General features: G+C 37.6%; 17 protein-coding genes. 12 read left to right on the top strand and 5 right to left on the bottom strand.

The window, feature by feature from the left end:
• Positions 1-86 precede the first annotated feature (86 nt).
• From typA to JFU24_RS08370, 3 genes are read left to right on the top strand one after another with little or no spacing between them, the layout of a single operon-like run.
• Positions 87-1,934, top strand: a complete 1,848-nt coding sequence (gene typA, locus JFU24_RS08380) for a translational GTPase TypA (RefSeq protein WP_201221511.1) — start codon at positions 87-89, stop codon at positions 1,932-1,934.
• Positions 1,935-1,956: 22 nt separating this feature from the next.
• Positions 1,957-2,265 (top strand): YlaH-like family protein, encoded by a 309-nt coding sequence (locus JFU24_RS08375; protein ID WP_053345193.1) that lies wholly within the window; start codon positions 1,957-1,959, stop codon positions 2,263-2,265.
• Positions 2,266-2,269: 4 nt separating this feature from the next.
• Positions 2,270-2,554 carry a hypothetical protein gene (locus JFU24_RS08370; RefSeq protein ID WP_053348008.1) on the top strand — a complete coding sequence of 95 codons (285 nt, stop codon included), beginning with the start codon at positions 2,270-2,272 and terminating at the stop codon, positions 2,552-2,554.
• Between the two features lie 37 nt (positions 2,555-2,591).
• On the opposite strand, the gene JFU24_RS08365 is transcribed toward JFU24_RS08370, so the two are convergent.
• From JFU24_RS08365 to JFU24_RS08355, 3 genes are all read right to left on the bottom strand, one after another.
• Positions 2,592-3,017, bottom strand: a complete 426-nt coding sequence (locus JFU24_RS08365) for a hypothetical protein (protein ID WP_201249838.1) — start codon at positions 3,015-3,017, stop codon at positions 2,592-2,594.
• A complete protein-coding gene (locus JFU24_RS08360; protein ID WP_072272690.1) occupies positions 3,007-3,207 on the bottom strand; it encodes a YlaI family protein in 201 nt (66 codons plus the stop codon). Before JFU24_RS08360 ends, JFU24_RS08365 begins: the two co-directional genes overlap by 11 nt.
• 162 nt (positions 3,208-3,369) lie before the next feature.
• Positions 3,370-3,969 (bottom strand): YhcN/YlaJ family sporulation lipoprotein, encoded by a 600-nt coding sequence (locus tag JFU24_RS08355; protein ID WP_201221506.1) that lies wholly within the window; start codon positions 3,967-3,969, stop codon positions 3,370-3,372.
• A gap of 267 nt (positions 3,970-4,236) precedes the next feature.
• On the opposite strand from JFU24_RS08355, the gene JFU24_RS08350 reads away from it, so the two are divergent.
• Entirely contained in the window at positions 4,237-5,568 is a 1,332-nt protein-coding gene (locus JFU24_RS08350) for a PhoH family protein (RefSeq protein ID WP_053345196.1), read from the top strand.
• Positions 5,569-5,643: 75 nt separating this feature from the next.
• Here JFU24_RS08350 and JFU24_RS08345 read toward each other — a convergent pair whose 3' ends face one another.
• Positions 5,644-6,147, bottom strand: coding sequence for a peptidyl-prolyl cis-trans isomerase (locus JFU24_RS08345; RefSeq protein WP_201181581.1), 504 nt, complete (start codon positions 6,145-6,147; stop codon positions 5,644-5,646).
• A gap of 247 nt (positions 6,148-6,394) precedes the next feature.
• On the opposite strand from JFU24_RS08345, the gene JFU24_RS08340 reads away from it, so the two are divergent.
• On the top strand, positions 6,395-6,676 hold the full coding sequence (locus JFU24_RS08340) for a YlaN family protein (protein ID WP_053345198.1): 282 nt from the start codon (positions 6,395-6,397) through the stop codon (positions 6,674-6,676).
• A gap of 701 nt (positions 6,677-7,377) precedes the next feature.
• Complete coding sequence (gene pyc / locus JFU24_RS08335; RefSeq protein WP_201181579.1) at positions 7,378-10,815, top strand: pyruvate carboxylase; 3,438 nt, start codon at positions 7,378-7,380, stop codon at positions 10,813-10,815.
• A 182-nt stretch (positions 10,816-10,997) separates the two neighbouring features.
• Here pyc and JFU24_RS08330 read toward each other — a convergent pair whose 3' ends face one another.
• Entirely contained in the window at positions 10,998-11,984 is a 987-nt protein-coding gene (locus tag JFU24_RS08330) for a COX15/CtaA family protein (RefSeq protein WP_201221502.1), read from the bottom strand.
• A gap of 622 nt (positions 11,985-12,606) precedes the next feature.
• Between JFU24_RS08330 and cyoE the strand changes: the two genes are divergently transcribed.
• The 6 genes from cyoE to ctaG all read left to right on the top strand — a co-directional run bounded on the left by cyoE (position 12,607) and on the right by ctaG (position 18,812).
• Entirely contained in the window at positions 12,607-13,545 is a 939-nt protein-coding gene (gene cyoE, locus JFU24_RS08325) for a heme o synthase (protein ID WP_201249837.1), read from the top strand.
• Positions 13,546-13,812: 267 nt separating this feature from the next.
• Complete coding sequence (coxB, locus tag JFU24_RS08320; protein WP_053345202.1) at positions 13,813-14,895, top strand: cytochrome c oxidase subunit II; 1,083 nt, start codon at positions 13,813-13,815, stop codon at positions 14,893-14,895.
• Between the two features lie 24 nt (positions 14,896-14,919).
• Positions 14,920-16,791, top strand: coding sequence for a cytochrome c oxidase subunit I (gene ctaD, locus JFU24_RS08315; RefSeq protein ID WP_053345203.1), 1,872 nt, complete (start codon positions 14,920-14,922; stop codon positions 16,789-16,791).
• Positions 16,791-17,420 (top strand): cytochrome (ubi)quinol oxidase subunit III, encoded by a 630-nt coding sequence (locus JFU24_RS08310; protein WP_098175429.1) that lies wholly within the window; start codon positions 16,791-16,793, stop codon positions 17,418-17,420. Before ctaD ends, JFU24_RS08310 begins: the two co-directional genes overlap by 1 nt.
• A gap of 3 nt (positions 17,421-17,423) precedes the next feature.
• Positions 17,424-17,759 (top strand): cytochrome c oxidase subunit IVB, encoded by a 336-nt coding sequence (ctaF, locus tag JFU24_RS08305; protein ID WP_053345205.1) that lies wholly within the window; start codon positions 17,424-17,426, stop codon positions 17,757-17,759.
• Positions 17,760-17,909: 150 nt separating this feature from the next.
• Positions 17,910-18,812 carry a cytochrome c oxidase assembly factor CtaG gene (gene ctaG, locus JFU24_RS08300; RefSeq protein ID WP_201181577.1) on the top strand — a complete coding sequence of 301 codons (903 nt, stop codon included), beginning with the start codon at positions 17,910-17,912 and terminating at the stop codon, positions 18,810-18,812.
• The last annotated feature ends 71 nt before the right edge of the window (positions 18,813-18,883 follow it).

The following is an 18,883-nucleotide window of genomic DNA, read 5'->3' as shown; positions in this document are numbered from 1 at the left end:
GTATTTGTTTCTACTATGTTTGTGATATAATATGTAAGTTAATACTAGTGATACGTTATACACAAACTTTTTTAGGAGTGAATTTTTTGAAATTAAGAGAAAATATTCGTAATATAGCCATCATTGCCCACGTTGACCATGGTAAAACAACTTTAGTGGATCAGTTGCTTAAGCAATCTGGTACATTTCGTGAAAATGAACATGTGGAAGAACGTGCGATGGATTCTAATGCTATTGAAAAAGAACGCGGAATTACGATTCTTGCGAAAAATACAGCAGTTCAATACCAAGATACAAGAATCAATATTTTGGATACACCTGGTCATGCCGACTTTGGTGGTGAAGTAGAGCGGATCATGAAAATGGTTGATGGTGTTTTACTTGTTGTTGATGCATATGAAGGATGTATGCCGCAAACTCGTTTCGTGTTGAAAAAAGCATTGGAACAAAAAATAACGCCAATCGTTGTCGTGAATAAAATTGATAAAGACTCTGCCCGTCCAAACGAAGTTGTGGACGAAGTAATTGACTTATTCATCGAACTTGGAGCTGAAGAAGAACAATTAGAATTCCCTGTTGTCTTTACTTCAGGTATTGCTGGTACAGCAAGCTTGGATTCAGATCCTACCAAACAAGAAAAAGACATGACCCCATTATTCGAAACAATCGTCGAAACGATCCCTGCACCAATTGATAACACTGATGAACCACTTCAATTCCAAGTGGCTTTACTTGATTACAATGATTATGTAGGACGTATTGGTGTTGGCCGTGTATTCCGTGGGAAAATGCATGTAGGTCAACAAGTTTCATTAATGAAACTTGATGGATCAGTTAAGCAATTCCGTGTAACGAAAATCTTTGGTTATATTGGCTTGAAAAAAGTTGAAATCCAAGAAGCTGTTGCCGGTGATTTAATTGCTGTTTCTGGTATGGAAGATATTAACGTTGGGGAAACAGTTTGTCCTATTGAACATCCTGATGCCCTTCCAATTCTACGTATCGATGAGCCAACATTACAAATGACTTTCCTTGTAAACAACAGCCCATTCGCAGGCCGTGAAGGTAAATTCGTAACAGCTCGTAAAATTGAAGAGCGTTTGAAAAGCCAATTGCAAACTGATGTTAGCTTAAGAGTTGAAAATACAGATTCTCCAGATGTCTGGGTTGTTTCCGGTCGTGGAGAGCTTCACCTTTCTATCTTAATTGAAAACATGAGACGTGAAGGTTATGAACTGCAAGTTTCTAAACCTGAAGTTATCGTTCGTTTGATTGATGGAGTGCGTTGTGAGCCAGTTGAACGTGTTCAAATCGATGTACCTGAAGAGCACACTGGTTCTATCATGGAATCCATGGGAGCTCGTAAAGGCGAATTGTTAGATATGACTAATAGCGGAAGTGGTCAAGTTCGTTTACTATTCACGATCCCAGCTCGTGGACTTATTGGTTATTCTACTGAGTTCTTAACAATTACACGTGGTTATGGTATCATGAACCACTCATTTGACAGCTACCAACCAATGGCCCAAGGTCAAGTCGGTGGAAGACGTCAAGGTGTACTTGTATCAATGGAATCTGGAAAAACTACACAATATGGTACGATGCAAGTAGAAGACCGCGGTGTCATTTTCGTTGAGCCAGGTACGGATATTTATGAAGGTATGATTGTCGGAGAACATAACCGTGATAGCGATTTGACTGTTAATATCGTAAAAGCGAAACAAATGACAAATATGCGTTCAGCTAATAAAGACCAAACTTCTTCAATGAAAAAACCAAGAATTATGTCTCTTGAAGAAGCTCTAGAGTATTTGAACGACGATGAGTACTGTGAAGTAACTCCGGAATCAATCCGTCTTCGTAAAAAGATTCTTGATAAAAACGAACGTGAAAGAGCAGCTAAAAGAAAAAAAGTTGCTGTTGAAGAAAAATAAATAGCAAGAGGAGGAGAAAAGATTGGATATCCAAGAGCGATTATCATTTTTTGCAGCTTTGTACAGAGTGGATGAAAATCCTGAAGCAGGAATGTGGTATTTATATTTAACGATTTTTGGATTATGCATCCTTGTCTATCAGCTAGGTTTTGCCAAAAAGTTACCTTTGCTAAAAAATGTGATTATTTACGCGGTAATGGCACTTGGGTGTACCCTTCTTTCTTTCTTTGCAGTGTTTCTGCCAATGGGGGAAGCATTAGTCATCGCATCGCTTGTTCTAGGGATTTATAGAATTCGTCTTCATAATTCGAGAAAAGAAGAACAGGCATAAGATGATGAAATCATTACAAGATGCTTTATACAATTGGTTGACGATTAGAGTTGTCTGTGATGCAAGACCTGATGATTCAGCTGCGCGCGAAACAGAAATGTTTTTCATGCAGATGCTGAAAAATGATCATCAAGTAATCATTGATTCCGTTTCAAAAATAGAACCTTTTTATTTCGTTGAATTTCTAATAGGAGACGAAATGAAAAAGCAACGTTTTCCTATTGAATTGATTGATATTATGTTGGATCAAATACAACTAGAACCAGATAAGTATAAAAATATTGAGTGATGATAAAAAGAACCGTGCGAATTTCGCACGGTTCTTTTTATATTGCTTTTGGAAGAAATATCGCGTAAATAAGATGTAAGAGAGACCACAAAAAGAAAGCAGCCAGATCGAATGGATGGGCAACTTCCGTTTGTGAAAGCAAGGATAATGGAAAATAAAGCAGAATCACAGGAGTGATGATGCAAATAGCAAGTGTGTATGTTTTCCATTTGCGAAATATGCTCCAAGTATGAAGGATATATACATAACTAAAAGTAATTGTAAGTGAGACAAGGAGATGGAAAAGGAACAACGTTGCCTCACTCCAGGGGATTGCCCCGATTACTGGAAGGAAATCTACATTTAATAAAAGCTGATACACTTGTTTTCCTGAATACATTTCCATCCACTTCATTAAGAAGCCGAGCATGATCCCATTAATCAGGCCAATCAAACAGACCTTTTTTAATGTTTTACCATTCATCTTCATTTTTGATAGTGCGGTAAAGACGGAAATTCCCGGTGGCAATCCGTTCGTTTGTACGCTCTTCTATGCGTTGATTGCATGTATTGCACATATAGGTATGTATAGGACGGTTACGAAGTTTCTTTGCTTCTGGACTATCATCTGGTATAGATTCAATTTGATCACATATTACACATTTAACCTTCATATTATTTGAACCTCACTTCAATTTCAATATGCTTTTAAGTATACCAATATTTTTATGGTAAAACGAGGATAAAGTGAAACTTACATGTGAGTGACTAATCATTATTAAGGTTATGACTGTATAAAAGACAAAAACCCGAAGGTCTCTTCGGGTTGGGGTTATTTACTCTTTATAGTGATTAGCTTGATCATTTTGCTCCTCATCAAGCTGTTTTCTTTCCTTTTTATCTTTAAGTTTAGCCTTTTCGTTTTCAATGACTTTTGTGGGCGTTGGGGTTAAAATATCACCTGGAACCTCAGGAATGACTCGACTGGTGATGTCAGCCAGTTCATTTAGTATTCCTCTTACAGGTTTGCCATTATTAATATCCTTAGCCACCTCCCTAATTCGTTCATTTATATCAGGATCAGCGACGATGATAGCATTTGCTCCGTTTGGATCTTTTTTGAAGCTTTCACCAACCGAGTATTTAATCGTTCCTACCTGTGAACGTTCAATGTCTTGGTCAATATCAATTCCGACTATGGCATATTTGCCAAGTACGACTGCAGTGGCATCATTCACCTCGGGAATGGATTTAGCCAGACCAGTGAGTCTTTTTGCTGTTTGCTGACCAGTTTTTCTATCCGTTTCCTGAACAGACGAATTATTAACTTTAGTTAGATTACTTTTTGTGTTATCTTGTGACTGTTCATTATTATTATTCATCGAGCAGCCTGTCATTAACAGAACAGTAGCAAGAGATAAAATAAGTTTCCGCAAATGTCCATCCTCCTTTTAGGAAATTACCTTTCCGTTAATTACAGCCTGTCCACTCCAACTAAGTCTGATGCATAAATTGCAGTAAACCTGCTGTGTTCCATATGATCAAAGCTCACTTTGCAGGAAGTTTTCTTTATAGTCTGTAAATGTTCTTCTATCTTTATGCAAAGGAACATATATTTTATCAACAGTCTCGTCCGCTACATAACTGCTGAGTGCAGTCAATGGTAAGACATATCCGATAAAGAGCAGGCAGGAGGCGTCATATTGGGGAAAAAAATCTATGTTTTAGATACGAATGTCCTGTTGCAGGATCCGTATGCGATTTACTCATTCGAAGATAATGAAGTAGTCATTCCAGCAGTTGTTTTAGAAGAATTGGATTCGAAAAAAAGGTATATGGATGAAATCGGAAGAAATGCCAGGCAGGTATCAAAATTGATCGATAGCTTTCGTGAAAAAGGAAAGCTTCATCAAAGCATTCAGCTTCATAATGGAGGTAGCTTAAGAATTGAACTTAATCATCGTTCATTTCATAAACTTCAGGAAATTTTCGTGGAGAAAACAAATGATAATCGAATATTAGCAGTTGCAAAAAATTTATCTTTAGAGGAAGAAACAAAGGAAGATGGGAAGACGGTCATTCTTGTCAGTAAAGATACTCTAGTGCGTGTAAAAGCTGATGCGATAGGGCTTGAGGCGGAGGATTTTTTAAATGATCGTGTTGTTGAAATGGACCATATTTATGGAGGGCATAAAGAAGTTTTTGTGTCGATTGACAATCTGAATAAGTTTTATGAAAAAAGTCATCTTAAGCTTGAAGAACTGACAAAAGATTTATACTACCCTAATCAATTCTTGCTGATGAAGGATACATTGGGAAGTTCAGCCTCAGCGATTGGGATTGTAGATGAGAACTGCAGATATGTTAAGAAACTAATGTATGAAGGAGAACATATTTGGGGAATTAAGCCGAGAAACGTTCAACAGACGATGGCCCTTGATTTGTTACTTCGTTCTGACATTCAGCTTGTGACGCTTATTGGTAAGGCTGGGACAGGAAAAACGCTATTGGCATTGGCAACAGGATTGATGCAAACAGAAGATTTATCTCAATATAAGAAGCTTCTAGTTGCTAGGCCTATTGTTCCGGTCGGTAAAGATATTGGTTATTTACCTGGGGAAAAAGAAGAGAAGCTTAGACCTTGGATGCAACCTATTTTTGATAATCTGCAATATTTGTTCAATACGAAAAAACCAGGGGAATTGGACGCAATTCTAGCTGGCATGAGTTCGATTGAAGTAGAAGCTTTAACCTATATCAGGGGTAGGAGTATTCCGGATCAGTTCATCATCATAGATGAAGCGCAGAATCTAACGAAACATGAAGTGAAGACCATATTAACAAGAGTAGGGGAGCGGAGTAAAATTGTTTTGATGGGGGATCCGGAGCAAATCGATCATCCTTATTTAGATGAATATAATAATGGTTTGACCTACGTTGTAGAAAAATTCAAGACCGAGCGTATTGCTGGCCATGTTAAACTGATAAAAGGAGAAAGATCCGGTTTAGCTCAGCTTGCTGCTACACTTTTATAAAAAAACGGCAAGGGAAATTTCCCTTGTCGTTTTAAATAATGCATTCAGGCTTCTATAACTATGGTACATGTACTTTTATTTAACAGTGAAAGATCGTACATTCTTAATTGGGTTATTGATATTAGAGGCATCTCCAAAATAAATTTCCATAGGTCCGCCCTCGGTTACTTTAATTGGCTTTCCATCCTTGGAAAAGCCAAGGAAAAATTCAAGCGCTACTTCGAATGGAAATGTAAGCTCTTTTTCATCAGTTGTAACAATAACTTCTGTTACACCGGTTTCAGGTTCGGCGTTTTTCAAAAAAGGTTCAAAAGGAATGCCAAAAGTCCCCTCCATCAATCTTTGCTTCTCAAACTTTCGTTCCGTTTTTAATGTAGGAGGCATGGTAGCGCCCTCTTGAATTTCCTTTTGCCAATGTTTGGACGCTGCAATTGTATACTCTTCTAATTCATTGACTTGAACTCTCTCAGCATTGAAGTATGTATCGATTTCAATTTTACGGTCATCAAAAATCCACACTCCAGGATCTAGAGTAATTGGATATTTCACTTTTCCATTAATAAACACGATGGGTTCCAAATATCTCATTCCTTTCTGTTGCTAACATTCTTATATAAGTATAATCAATTATATAAGAAATGTCACATTATCTAGGATAGTGATTATATCTACTGCCGGGTTTATGAGTATAGAGGCTGATTGTGTTATTTCAGTGTTTGGATTATTCAATTTGTTTGTCAATGTCCTTGCTTTTTCACACAACAAAAGGTAGAATTTAATGATAAGATAAGTTAAGATATAATCGCTCTGAGCGGGGGGATTTAACATGGCATCTGATATGCTTGTCAATCATCGAGAAAAAGCTTATGCTTTATTAAAAGCAGATGCTGACAAGATTCTAAAACTGATAAAAGTTCAAATGGAGAATCTCACTATGCCTCAATGTCCTTTATACGAAGAGGTACTTGATACACAAATGTTCGGTCTATCACGAGAAATTGATTTCGCCGTACGTTTAGGCTTAGTAGAGGATACAGAGGGCAAGTCCCTTTTGGAAACTCTTGAAAAGCAATTGTCAGTTTTGCATGAAGCATCATTAAAAAAATAATATACAAAACATACTAACTCAAACAAATCTCGATGATTGTTTGAGTTTTTTATTTATATACAATACTAGGTAATAGTGTTATACTATAATTCAATAGTGTTATACTAATTAGTGCGATTGAAGCTCAAAATGAGCTTTTTTTATTGGGTATGGAATGTTAATAGAAATAATTTCGGGAAAATCTATCACCACATATTCGAATTCGCATTTTAGTTGATGAACTCTTTTTTCATAAATAGAAAAATGGAGTAAACTTGTGCAGATTGTAAGATGATCTTCAATCAGTATTGAATCTTTAGTTCTAGAACTATAGATATTGAGGGGTCAAAAGACGGAAAATCCCTGTGCTTTTATACGAATATACATAATTTTTTATTTTTTTATTGTATTCAGTTTATTTTAGTATTATGGTTATATTAATTGTTGAAAAAATACAAAGTTAACATATTGATAGTATATTATAATAATTTCAATGTATTTTAACTAATTGGCAAAGTTCTATTTTTGTGTATTTATTTTTCAGAAACGTATAAATGCATAACTGAAAAATATATCGAAATATAATTATGTTGAGGAACGACGATTTTAATAGGACTGTCTCCATTGTTGGAGAAATAAACGTGTGAATAAAAAGTTGTGAAGTTTATCACGCTTTTTTTCTATATATTCAATAAAAATACATATTGATTAGGGTGGTAGCAATGGTGAAACGTATAGAAAAAGTACTTGCGGCAAATCGTGGAGAAATAGCGATTCGGATTTTTCGGGCGTGTACGGAATTAGATATTAGTACAGTTGCAATCTATTCAAAAGAAGATTATGGATCTTACCATCGATATAAGGCGGATGAAGCATACCTAGTTGGGGAAGGCAAAAAGCCGATTGATGCATACCTGGATATTGAAGGTATTATTGCAATTGCTAAGATGAGCGGAGTCGATGCGATTCATCCTGGTTATGGTTTCCTTTCAGAAAACATTGATTTTGCTAAACGTTGTGAAGAAGAAGGCATTATCTTCATTGGACCAGAATCAAGGCACCTAGATATGTTTGGAGACAAAGTAAAAGCAAGAACACAAGCAGAACTAGCTGATATTCCGGTCATCCCGGGTAGCGAAGGTCCTGTAACAAGTGTGGTAGAAGTGAAAGAATTTGGTGAACAATACGGTTTTCCAATTATTATAAAAGCGTCTCTAGGCGGCGGCGGGCGCGGAATGCGAATCGTTGAGAAGGTTGAAGATGTTGAAGAGGCTTATGATCGCGCAAAATCTGAAGCCAAAGCAGCCTTTGGTAATGATGAAGTCTATGTAGAGAGATTTATTCAAAATCCAAAACATATTGAAGTTCAAATTTTGGCTGATACTCACGGGAATATCGTGCATTTATACGAACGTGACTGTTCTGTTCAGAGACGTCATCAAAAAGTTGTAGAAGTGGCACCTTCTGTTTCGCTTTCAGAGGACTTACGTGAAAGAATTTGTGAGGCAGCAGTCAAATTGTCAAAAAATATTGACTATGTCAACGCGGGTACTGTCGAATTCCTTGTTGCAAATGGTGAATTTTACTTTATTGAAGTCAATCCAAGGGTACAGGTTGAGCATACCATTACTGAAATGATTACAGGTATCGATATTGTTCAATCACAAATCATGATTGCTGAAGGACATGAACTTCATGGCAAAAAGATTGGGATTCCTGAACAAGCTGGTATTAAAACACATGGTTTTGCAATACAGTCACGGGTAACAACTGAGGATCCATTGAATAATTTTATGCCGGATACTGGAAAAATGATGGTGTATCGTTCTGGTGGAGGTTTTGGTGTTCGTTTGGACGCTGGTAATGGGTTCCAAGGGGCTGTTATCACACCATATTATGATTCACTTCTCGTTAAACTTTCGACACATGCGCTTTCATTTGAACAGGCTGCATCAAAAATGGTTCGTAACCTTAAGGAATTCAGGATTCGTGGAATTAAAACGAATATTCCATTCCTTGAAAATGTTGTAAAACATGAGAATTTCATTAGTGGTGAATACGATACTTCCTTTATTGATTCAACACCGGAACTATTTACCTTCCCAGTCAGAAAAGACCGTGGAACAAAAATGCTTTCATATATCGGTAATGTTACGGTAAATGGATTCCCAGGAGTGGAAAAAAAGAAAAAACCTGTTTTCGATTTAGCGCCAATTCCAAATGTTGCCGGACTGCCGCTTATCTCGGGTACGAAGAATATTCTGGAACAACAAGGTGCAGAGGGGCTTGTTAATTGGATTAAAGATCAGAAAGAGGTATTGATTACTGATACGACTTTCCGTGATGCACATCAATCTTTATTGGCAACCAGAATTAGGTCGAAAGATATTCTTGATATCGCTGAGCCTACGGCGAAACTTCTTCCTAATTTGTTTTCTATGGAAATGTGGGGCGGGGCAACTTTCGATGTAGCTTATCGGTTCTTGAAAGAAGATCCATGGGACCGTCTATTAAGCTTTAGAAAAAAAGCACCGAATGTGCTTTTACAAATGCTATTAAGGGCTTCAAATGCAGTGGGTTATAAAAATTACCCTGACAATGTCATTCGCGAATTCGTTGAGAAATCAGCGGATGCAGGAATTGATGTTTTCCGGATCTTCGACAGTTTAAACTGGGTAAAAGGTATGGAAGTGGCGATAGATGCAGTCCGTCAATCGGGTAAAATTGCTGAAGCGGCCATTTGTTATACTGGGGATTTAAATGATCCGTCACGTAGCAAATATAATATCGAGTACTATAAAAATATGGCGTTGGAGTTAGAACATGCCGGTGCTCATATTTTAGCTATTAAGGATATGGCTGGACTTCTGAAACCGGATGCTGCTTACCGTCTGGTATCAGAATTGAAAGAAACAACTTCCCTTCCAATCCATCTGCATTCTCATGATACGAGCGGAAATGGAATTTACATGTATTCAAAAGCGATTGAAGCTGGCGTGGATATTGTTGATACGGCGATTGGATCTCTAGCAGGATTGACTTCACAACCAAGTGTACAAACGCTTCAATATGCATTAGAAGGCTCAAGCAGACAGCCTAAATTGGAAGTTGATTCACTAGAGCGGTTAGGCGAATACTGGGGAGAAGTCAGGAAATTTTATCATGACTTCGAAAGTGGAATGAACGCACCTCATACTGAAGTATACAAACATGAAATGCCTGGTGGTCAATACAGTAATCTGCAGCAGCAGGCTAAAGCGGTAGGGCTAGGAGAACGCTGGCATGAAGTTAAAGAAATGTATCAGCGCGTTAATGCAATGTTCGGAGATATCGTTAAAGTAACGCCTTCTTCTAAAGTTGTAGGAGACATGGCCTTATTTATGGTGCAAAATAACCTATCTGAAGAAGATGTCCTTACAAAAGGCCAAACCATTGATTTCCCTGATTCCGTAATAGAGTTATTCGAAGGCTATTTGGGTCAACCGGTTGGGGGATTCCCAAAAGAGCTTCAGGAAGTTATCTTAAAAGGAAAAAAACCTATTACTGTAAGACCGGGTGAATTGTTGGAAGACGTAGATTTTGGCGCTTTAAAAGAAGAATTGTTCAAGGAATTGGGACGTGCTGTCACAGATTTCGATGTACTTGCATATGCCCTATATCCAAAAGTATTCTTAGATTACAATAAAACTATTGAATTGTTCGGCGATGTTTCAAACCTTGATACGGCCACTTTCTTATATGGCATGAGATTAGGGGAAGAAATCGAAGTTGAAATTGAAAAGGGTAAAACGCTTATCGTTAAATTAGTATCAATCGGTCAACCATTGGCTGATGGAACTCGTGTTGTGTATTTTGAATTGAATGGTCAATCTCGTGAAGTAATCATTAAGGATGAAAACATTAAATCTTCTGTTCAATCCAAAGTGAAAGCAGACTCAAAAAATAAAGAGCAAATCGGTGCAACAATGCCTGGTACGGTAATTCGTGTTGTCGTCGAAAAAGGGGATCAAGTTAAGCAGGGTGATCACCTAATAATTACGGAAGCCATGAAAATGGAAACAACCGTGCAGGCGCCATTCTCTGGGACTATTAAAGACATTTATGTTAAAGATGGTGAAGCGATTAGTACTGGTGATTTATTGATTGAAATAACTAAGTAATACCACTGACTAAGGACATTGTTATCGAAGTTGGGCATATTAGTACCCTTGAGATTTCAAGCTGCTGTATGCCCTCCTTTGGGTTAAGTTGGTCACATCGAATTTGTCTTTCTTATACAAAAAAGCCATCATTCTGAGGAAATGATGGCTTTTTTTGAATCTATTAATTGAACAATCAGACATTAACGAGCGGGTATGGTTGGTGTTATTTCTTGTTCATCCTGTCCGTTGACGGTATGTGTTGCACTCCCTTTTTTAACGGCTAATGCATTTTTTTTGCTTCTAGAAGTCAGCAGCATTAAATAGCTCATTACGCCAAAAAAGCAAGCTATGAATAAGGCATGTGCCAATGCAATATATAAATTCTGTCGTGAAAAAATAATAAAGGCTCCAGCGGTAACTTGTAAAAAAACGAGAATGAATGCAGCAATCCAACCGCCATATATTACTTTTTGATGTTTGTAGTATTTATGGGCAATAAATGACACGTAAGATACCCAAATGAATAATGCCCCAGCAATGGCTCTGTGACCCATCTGAACCCATTCATATAGGTTGGAAGGGAGTGCAAGACTGTCATTTACACATAAAGGCCAATCCTTACAGATTAAACTAGATTCTGTATGTCTCACAAGTGCACCCGTATATACGACTATTAGGGTGAAAATTAGTATGCCAATAATATGAAATCTCATCCGCTTATCAACTATAAGTTTTTCAGCTTCGAACTTCTTGTCTACTTCAAAAATCAAAAGTGTTAATAAAAAGACAGAAGCAAAGGAGATTAGTGATATACCAAAATGGAGAGCCAGAACGAAATCAGATTGTGACCAAAGAACCGCTGCTGCTCCAATAAGCCCTTGAAGAACTAGAAAACTAAAAGAAATAACAGATAAAAAGCGTGCTTCACGAATATGCCCTATTTTTCTCCAAGACATATAAGATAAAACTAAAACCATGAATCCTCCAGCACCTGAAACAAGTCGATGGGAAAACTCAATAACTAATTCAAGCGTAATTTTGTCAGGGATCAATTGACCATTACATAATGGCCAGGACCTGCCACATCCCATGCCGGAATCCGTCTTAGTGACTAAAGCTCCACCAAGTAAGATGAAAAGCATTACAATCGTAGTTAAAACAGCAAACCATTTAAGAGACGATTTCACTAGAAGTCCCACCTTTTTCTCTGGAGCCAAATTAGTTAGTTCCATAAATTTCATACTTAAATAATAGCATAAGATATTGCATAAATATTTGTCGAACTTTCTTGATATTACACAAAATAGAATGATTTTACAAGTTCAGTTAATATTATACCTATTAAATAAAACGCCTGAAATAGTTGAAAGTTACAAGAGACTTTGATAGAAATAAAGGGAGTGTAAATCTTTAAGTAGGAGCAAAATAGAGATATAGCCTAGGGGGATGATGATAATAACTGACTATATATGTTATTAATAAATGACATGAAACACCAGCAAACACAGTAAAATTCATGCGACACAAATTGGTCAAAAATTATCCAAAAAAATTTCACAAAAGCTTCCAAAAATGTGTTTTAATATATTGAAGAAATGATTTTACTAAATTTTACTGTTATTAAGCATGATATAAAGAATAAAAGCTCTAGAAGGATTCCATTGACAACGGTCATTGGTAAATAGTTTACTTTTTGTTTACGCTTCTTTGGTTACAAATATCGAAAAGTATGAAATAATGTTCTATAGTATCGTAAGTAACTTTTTTTACATTTGCGTCTTTGGTGAATGATTTAAAGGAGGAAAACAAATGTCAGAAACAAGGGGTATGTCAGAAGCTGTCATGAAGGACAGTAAAGCCGCCCTTCAATCGGATATACCGGAAACAACAGTTTGGAAGGATTTTCTCTCACTTATTAAAGTGGGGATTGTCAATTCAAATATAATTACAGCTTTTACCGGAGTATGGTTAGCCCTTCATTTTTCAGGGCTTAGCTTTTTAAGTAATCTTGATGTAGTGTTTTATACGCTTGCAGGCTCGGCGCTCATTATGGCTGGATCTTGCAGTTTTAATAATTACTATGATCGTGATATCGATCATTTAATGGAAAGAACGAAAAATCGGCCAACAGTAACTGGAAAAGTACAGCCTTCAAAGGTATTGGTGTTAAGCTTTGGCTTGATTGCTGCTGGACTAATTTTACTGGCTTTGACTAATATGACAACTGCCATAATCGGTGCATTTGGCGTATTTGCCTATGTTGTCTTATATACTATGCTTTTTAAGCGGAGATTTGTCTCAAATACAATTATAGGCAGCATTTCCGGTGCCGTTCCTCCACTTATTGGCTGGGCTGCCGTTGATCCTGGTCTTGATACTATGGCGTGGGTTTTGTTCGCTATTATGTTTTTGTGGCAGCCTCCTCATTTTTATGCGCTTGCAATGAGACGTGTCGAAGAATACCGTGCAGCGGGAGTGCCAATGCTTCCAGTTGTAAAAGGGTTCAAGGCCGCAAAAAGATCGATTATGTTATGGATTATTGTATTAATGTTTATTCCTTTCTTTTTAACACCTTTAGGTACTCCGTTAGTTGTTCTGGTCGCTCTATTGAGCACAGGTTGGCTTATTTTAGGAATAAAAGGGTATAGAAAGAAAGATGATGTTAAATGGGCAACATCCATGTTTGTATATTCTTTAAACTATATGACCATTTTATTTGTAGCGATGGTTATTGTCACACTCATTTAGTATTAGTTAAATAATGTATATTGCAGCCTGTTCTTTGACAGGCTGCAGCTTACTTATCAATAATTGTCCACTAACCGCCAACCATACATATAAACTGAGAACGCATCAAGAGAGTACTTCATAAGAGCGGTTACATGAGCCATTTTAATAATTCCTTAGATTAGGGATTCTTTCTTTTTTTAGAAATTGACATAGAGAGAATATTCGCAATTGCGCCCATTTTTATTTTTGTGAGAAAATTTTGACGAAAGAGGGGTTTCTGAAGCTATGAAAAAAAGGCTGCACAAATGGCGCCTAATTGCTTTGCTGGGTATTGTAGGACTTGTCCTTTCGGGCTGCGGCGAACCATTCCTATCCGCGCTGAAGCCAGCTGGCAATGTTGCGCAATCTCAGTATGATTTACTGATATTGAGTACGTTAATCATGGTACTGGTTATTATTGTTGTGGTTATTTTGTTCGTTGTAGTGTTACTGCGCTTCCGCCGAAAGGAAGGCGACGAAACAATACCGAAACAAATTGAAGGAAGTCATAAACTTGAAATTATCTGGACTGTTATTCCTATCCTTCTTTTAATTGTTCTGGCTGTTCCAACTGTCGTCACAACTTTTGACTTAGCTGACACAAAAGCAATGGATAAGAAAGATAAGGATGGAAAGACGAAGGACGCACTTGTGGTAAATGTTAGGGCGAACCTTTATTGGTGGGAGTTTGAATATCCAGACCTTGGTGTTGTTACAAGTCAGGATTTGGTCGTACCAACTGACCAAAAAGTGTATTTCAATTTAACTGCCTCAGATGTTAAGCATTCATTCTGGGTACCGGCTGCCGGAGGAAAGATGGATACAAATACAGATGGAGTTAATCAGTTTTTCTTAGAATTCGATAGTAAAAAGGCAGAAGATTCGAACAATTTATTTTACGGGAAATGTGCTGAGCTTTGCGGACCTTCCCATGCTTTGATGGATTTTAAGGTGGTAACAAAATCTAAATCCGACTTTGAAGCATGGACTAAGGATATGAAGTCTGCAAAAGAACCCACTGTTACTGGTGATTTAGCAAAACAGGGTGAAGACGTCTTTAACCAAAGCTGTATCGGTTGTCATGCGGTTACGCCTAATGACAGTAGACCTGAGGCTGCCCGTCAAGCTCCGAATCTGGCTACATTTGGTGAACGTGAGAAAGTAGCTGGAGTTTTGGATCATACTGAACAAAATGTGAAAAATTGGATCAAGGATCCTGAGAAGTATAAACCGGGTAACACGATGACCGGTACTTACGGTGAACTTTCAGATTCACAAATTAATGCACTAGCAGCTTATCTTTTACAGCTGAAGGTGGAAGGAAAATAGAACATTGATTAAGGAGGTTAAATCGTGAGTACGTACGCTAATAAAAAAGGATTTGGCGCTACGATTTGGGATTATCTGACAACGGTAGACCATAAGAAAATCGCCATCTTATATCTTATTTCTGGCGGATTGTTCTTTGTGATCGGCGGTTTGGAAGCGATGTTTATTCGTATCCAGCTTGCAATCCCAAATAATGACTTTGTAAGTGCCGGATTTTATAATGAAATTTTGACCATGCACGGCACGACGATGATATTCCTGGCAGCCATGCCATTAGTATTCGCTGTAATGAATGCAGTTGTGCCATTACAAATAGGGGCTCGTGATGTTGCGTTCCCATTTTTAAACTCATTAGGTTTTTGGTTATTTTTCTTTGGAGGTATATTCTTAAATCTTTCATGGTTTCTAGGAGGAGCACCTGATGCAGGCTGGACATCGTATGCATCACTTTCTCTGCACTCTGAAGGCCATGGTATTGATTTTTACGTCCTAGGATTACAGATATCCGGACTGGGAACATTAATTGCAGGGATCAACTTCCTTGTAACCATTATAAATATGCGTACGCCAGGTATGACCTACATGCGTATGCCGCTGTTTACATGGTCAACGTTTGTTGTTTCTGCATTAATATTATTTGCTTTTCCTCCACTTACTGTAGGATTAGTGTTAATGATGTTTGATCGGATGTTTGGCTCAAATTTCTTTGATGTAGCAGCTGGAGGTAATACGATTATTTGGGAGCATTTATTCTGGATATTCGGTCACCCAGAAGTATATATTCTGATTCTTCCGGCGTTTGGTATTTTTTCTGAAATTTTTGCGACATTCTCTCGAAAAAGATTATTTGGTTATTCATCGATGGTATTTGCAACCGTTTTAATCGGTTTCTTAGGTTTCATGGTTTGGGCCCATCATATGTTTACCACTGGTTTAGGTCCTATCGCAAATGCAATCTTTGCGGTGGCTACCATGGCTATCGCTGTACCAACAGGTATTAAGATATTCAACTGGATTTTTACGATGTGGGGAGGAAGCGTCAAGTTCACGGTTCCAATGCTTTATGCAGTTGCCTTTATTCCTACATTTACAATGGGTGGCGTAACAGGTATCATGCTCGCATCCGCACCTGCTGATTATCAATACCATGATAGTTATTTCGTTGTTGCACATTTCCACTATGTAATTGTCGGTGGGGTTGTATTAGGTTTATTGGCTGGAATCAATTTCTATTGGCCGAAGATGTTTGGAACTATGTTAAATGAAAAATTGGGGCAGATCACATTTTGGACGTTCTTAATTGGTTTCCATCTAACATTCTTTATTCAACATTTCTTAGGGCTAATGGGGATGCCTCGTCGCGTATTTACATTCTTGGACAATCAAGGTCTCAATACAGGTAATATGATTAGTACCGTTGGAGCCTTCTTAATGGCATTTGGTGTCTTGGTAATGGTCATCAATATAATCATTACATCTGTGAAAAATGAAAAAGTAGGCAATGATCCATGGGGAGATGGTCGTACGCTTGAATGGGCTATTCCATCACCACCGCCATTTTATAACTTCAAACAACTTCCGCTTGTGCGTGGTTTAGATCCTTACTGGGTTGAAAAAATGGAAGGAAAAACGGAAATGACTCCTGCAGAACCACTTGGGGATATCCATATGCCAAATTCATCTATTCTTCCTTTAACGATTGCTTTCGGTTTATTTGTAGCCGCATTCGGTGCTTTATATAATATGGATGATAAGACATGGACCCTACCTATAATCATTGTTGGACTTTTGATTACATTTGGTTCAATGTTAATCCGTTCCGTTAAAGACGATCATGGATACCATATTCATAAAGAAGACCTTATGGACGATAAAGATAAGGGAGGTAAGGCATAATGCAAGCAGATGAAAGATTCACGGATGCTACTTGGCCTGCTTCTCCCGAGAAAGCGACTTTAGAAGGTAAAAATAAGTATTTGGGATTCTGGTTGTTTCTTGGTGGAGAGACGGTATTATTCGCCTCACTATTTGCAACTTACCTTGCTTTAAAGGATAAAGTTCCAAATGGTGATGCAGCCCTAGCAAAAGATTTATTCGAATTACCACTTACTTTTGTTGCGACTATGCTGTTATTGACTAGTTCATTAACTAGTGTGTATGCAATGTATCATATGAAAAATAATCACTTTAAACAAATGCAGGCTTGGCTTGTGATTACGGTTGCACTTGGTTTTGCTTTCCTAGGTCTTGAGATTTATGAATTTAATCACTATGTTCATGAATATCATCATACTTTTACGAGTAGTGCGTTCGGCTCCGCTTTCTATACGTTAGTCGGCTTTCACGGAGGACACGTTGCTTTCGGTTTGATGTGGATTATTTCGCTGATGGTTCGTAATGCAAGAAGGGGCTTGAATTTATATAATGCGCCTAAATTTTATGTTGCGAGTCTATATTGGCATTTCATTGACGTAGTCTGGGTGTTTATCTTTACAGTCGTATACTTAATGGGAATGGTGGGATAACTGATGGCGAATGAACAATCAAATTCAGCGAACCCGAATGTCGATTTAAAATATCGCCGTAAGAAAAATGCTGAAGAGATGAAACATCAAGTGATATCATTTACACTTATGATTTTCTTTACATTAATTGCTTTTGCTGCAGTTGGAATTGAAGGATTTTCACATTGGTTCATTAAACCAGTCATTTTGCTACTGGCAGCCGTACAAGTGGTTTTCCAATTGTATTATTTTATGCATATGAAGCACAAAGGGCATGGTACTATTGCATTGTTTTTATTCTCTGGCCTTGCAGTCGGCTTAATAACTGTCCTTGTTTTCACAACGATTGTTTGGTTATAAACCATAAAGAAAATCGGCTATTGATTAATAGCCGGTTTTCTTATGTCTCATTCATTTGTTAGGAAAATAATCCAAGTTTATCTATATTTGTTACTAATTTTTATTTTAGGTATAATGAAAGTAAGAAAAAGTTTATGACGAGGTGATTTTTTGTCTATTGATATTTTCGGCTTTCGTGCTTTGTGGAGTCCATACTATTTTGCCGCCCTCGTACTTATAACGGTTGGATATTTTTGGTTGGCGACAAAATACAGAGGGAAGTTTCCGGGTAGTTCATCGCTTTCCGTAAAGCAGGTAACTTATTTCTTAATAGCAATGTTCCTTCTTTATATGGTAAAGGGTTCCCCGCTGGATTTATTGAGTCATATCATGTTCAGTGCCCATATGTTTCAAATGGCTCTGCTTTACTTGGTGATTCCGCCATTATTTATCATTGCGATACCAGACTGGTTCTGGAGATCTTTCATAGGTTCAAGGGGAGTGAAACCGTTATTTCAGTATTTCACGAAACCCCTCGTGGCTCTTTTACTATTTAATGTCCTTTTCTCGTTGTACCATATCCCGTTAGTTTTTGACTTTATTAAAACGGGGATATGGTTTCATGCTGGCTACACGGCGATCTTATTTACAACTGCAGTTCTGATGTGGTTTCCTCTTGTTAATCAACTTCCAGAACAAGAAAGTCTATCAGGTGTTAAAAAAGTAGCTTATATTTTTGGCAGTGGTATTTTAATGACACCAGCTTGTGCATTAATCATTTTTGCTAATTATCCGATGTATGATACGTTTACGAATGCGGAATCATGGGCCAGTGCGATGGAGCTTTGCGTGCCTGCTTCAGCATTGTCCAATTTATCACTCAGTGGTCCAGAAATGTTTAATGGGCTGCCGTTACTTGAAGACCAGCAGCTTGGCGGGGTACTTATGAAGGTTATTCAAGAAATCGTTTTAGGATATGTTTTAGGAGTCATTTTCTTTGCATGGTTCAAGAAGGAAAATGGAGAGCAAAATGGGATCGATCCGATTCCTTCAGAATTTCAGACTGTAGAATAGTCGTATCATAAAGGACTTGTCTAGTAACGGACAAGTTTTTTATGATGTCATCGCCATTACGGTGCTGCCTA

It is taken from the genome of Peribacillus sp. TH27, assembly GCF_016650915.1.
Lineage (GTDB): Bacteria > Bacillota > Bacilli > Bacillales > DSM-1321 > Peribacillus > Peribacillus butanolivorans.
Note: the sequence above shows the minus strand (reverse complement) of the source record. Positions and strands in the feature narration are given on the sequence as shown.

Coding starts and splice junctions, on each gene's coding strand:
- JFU24_RS08370 (WP_053348008.1), top strand. CDS start 2,270: ATGAAATCATTACAAGATGCTTTATACAATTGGTTGACGATTAGAGTT.
- JFU24_RS08365 (WP_201249838.1), bottom strand. CDS start 3,017: ATGAATGGTAAAACATTAAAAAAGGTCTGTTTGATTGGCCTGATTAAT.
- JFU24_RS08360 (WP_072272690.1), bottom strand. CDS start 3,207: ATGAAGGTTAAATGTGTAATATGTGATCAAATTGAATCTATACCAGAT.
- JFU24_RS08340 (WP_053345198.1), top strand. CDS start 6,395: ATGGCATCTGATATGCTTGTCAATCATCGAGAAAAAGCTTATGCTTTA.
- pyc (WP_201181579.1), top strand. CDS start 7,378: ATGGTGAAACGTATAGAAAAAGTACTTGCGGCAAATCGTGGAGAAATA.
- cyoE (WP_201249837.1), top strand. CDS start 12,607: ATGTCAGAAACAAGGGGTATGTCAGAAGCTGTCATGAAGGACAGTAAA.
- coxB (WP_053345202.1), top strand. CDS start 13,813: ATGAAAAAAAGGCTGCACAAATGGCGCCTAATTGCTTTGCTGGGTATT.
- JFU24_RS08310 (WP_098175429.1), top strand. CDS start 16,791: ATGCAAGCAGATGAAAGATTCACGGATGCTACTTGGCCTGCTTCTCCC.
- ctaF (WP_053345205.1), top strand. CDS start 17,424: ATGGCGAATGAACAATCAAATTCAGCGAACCCGAATGTCGATTTAAAA.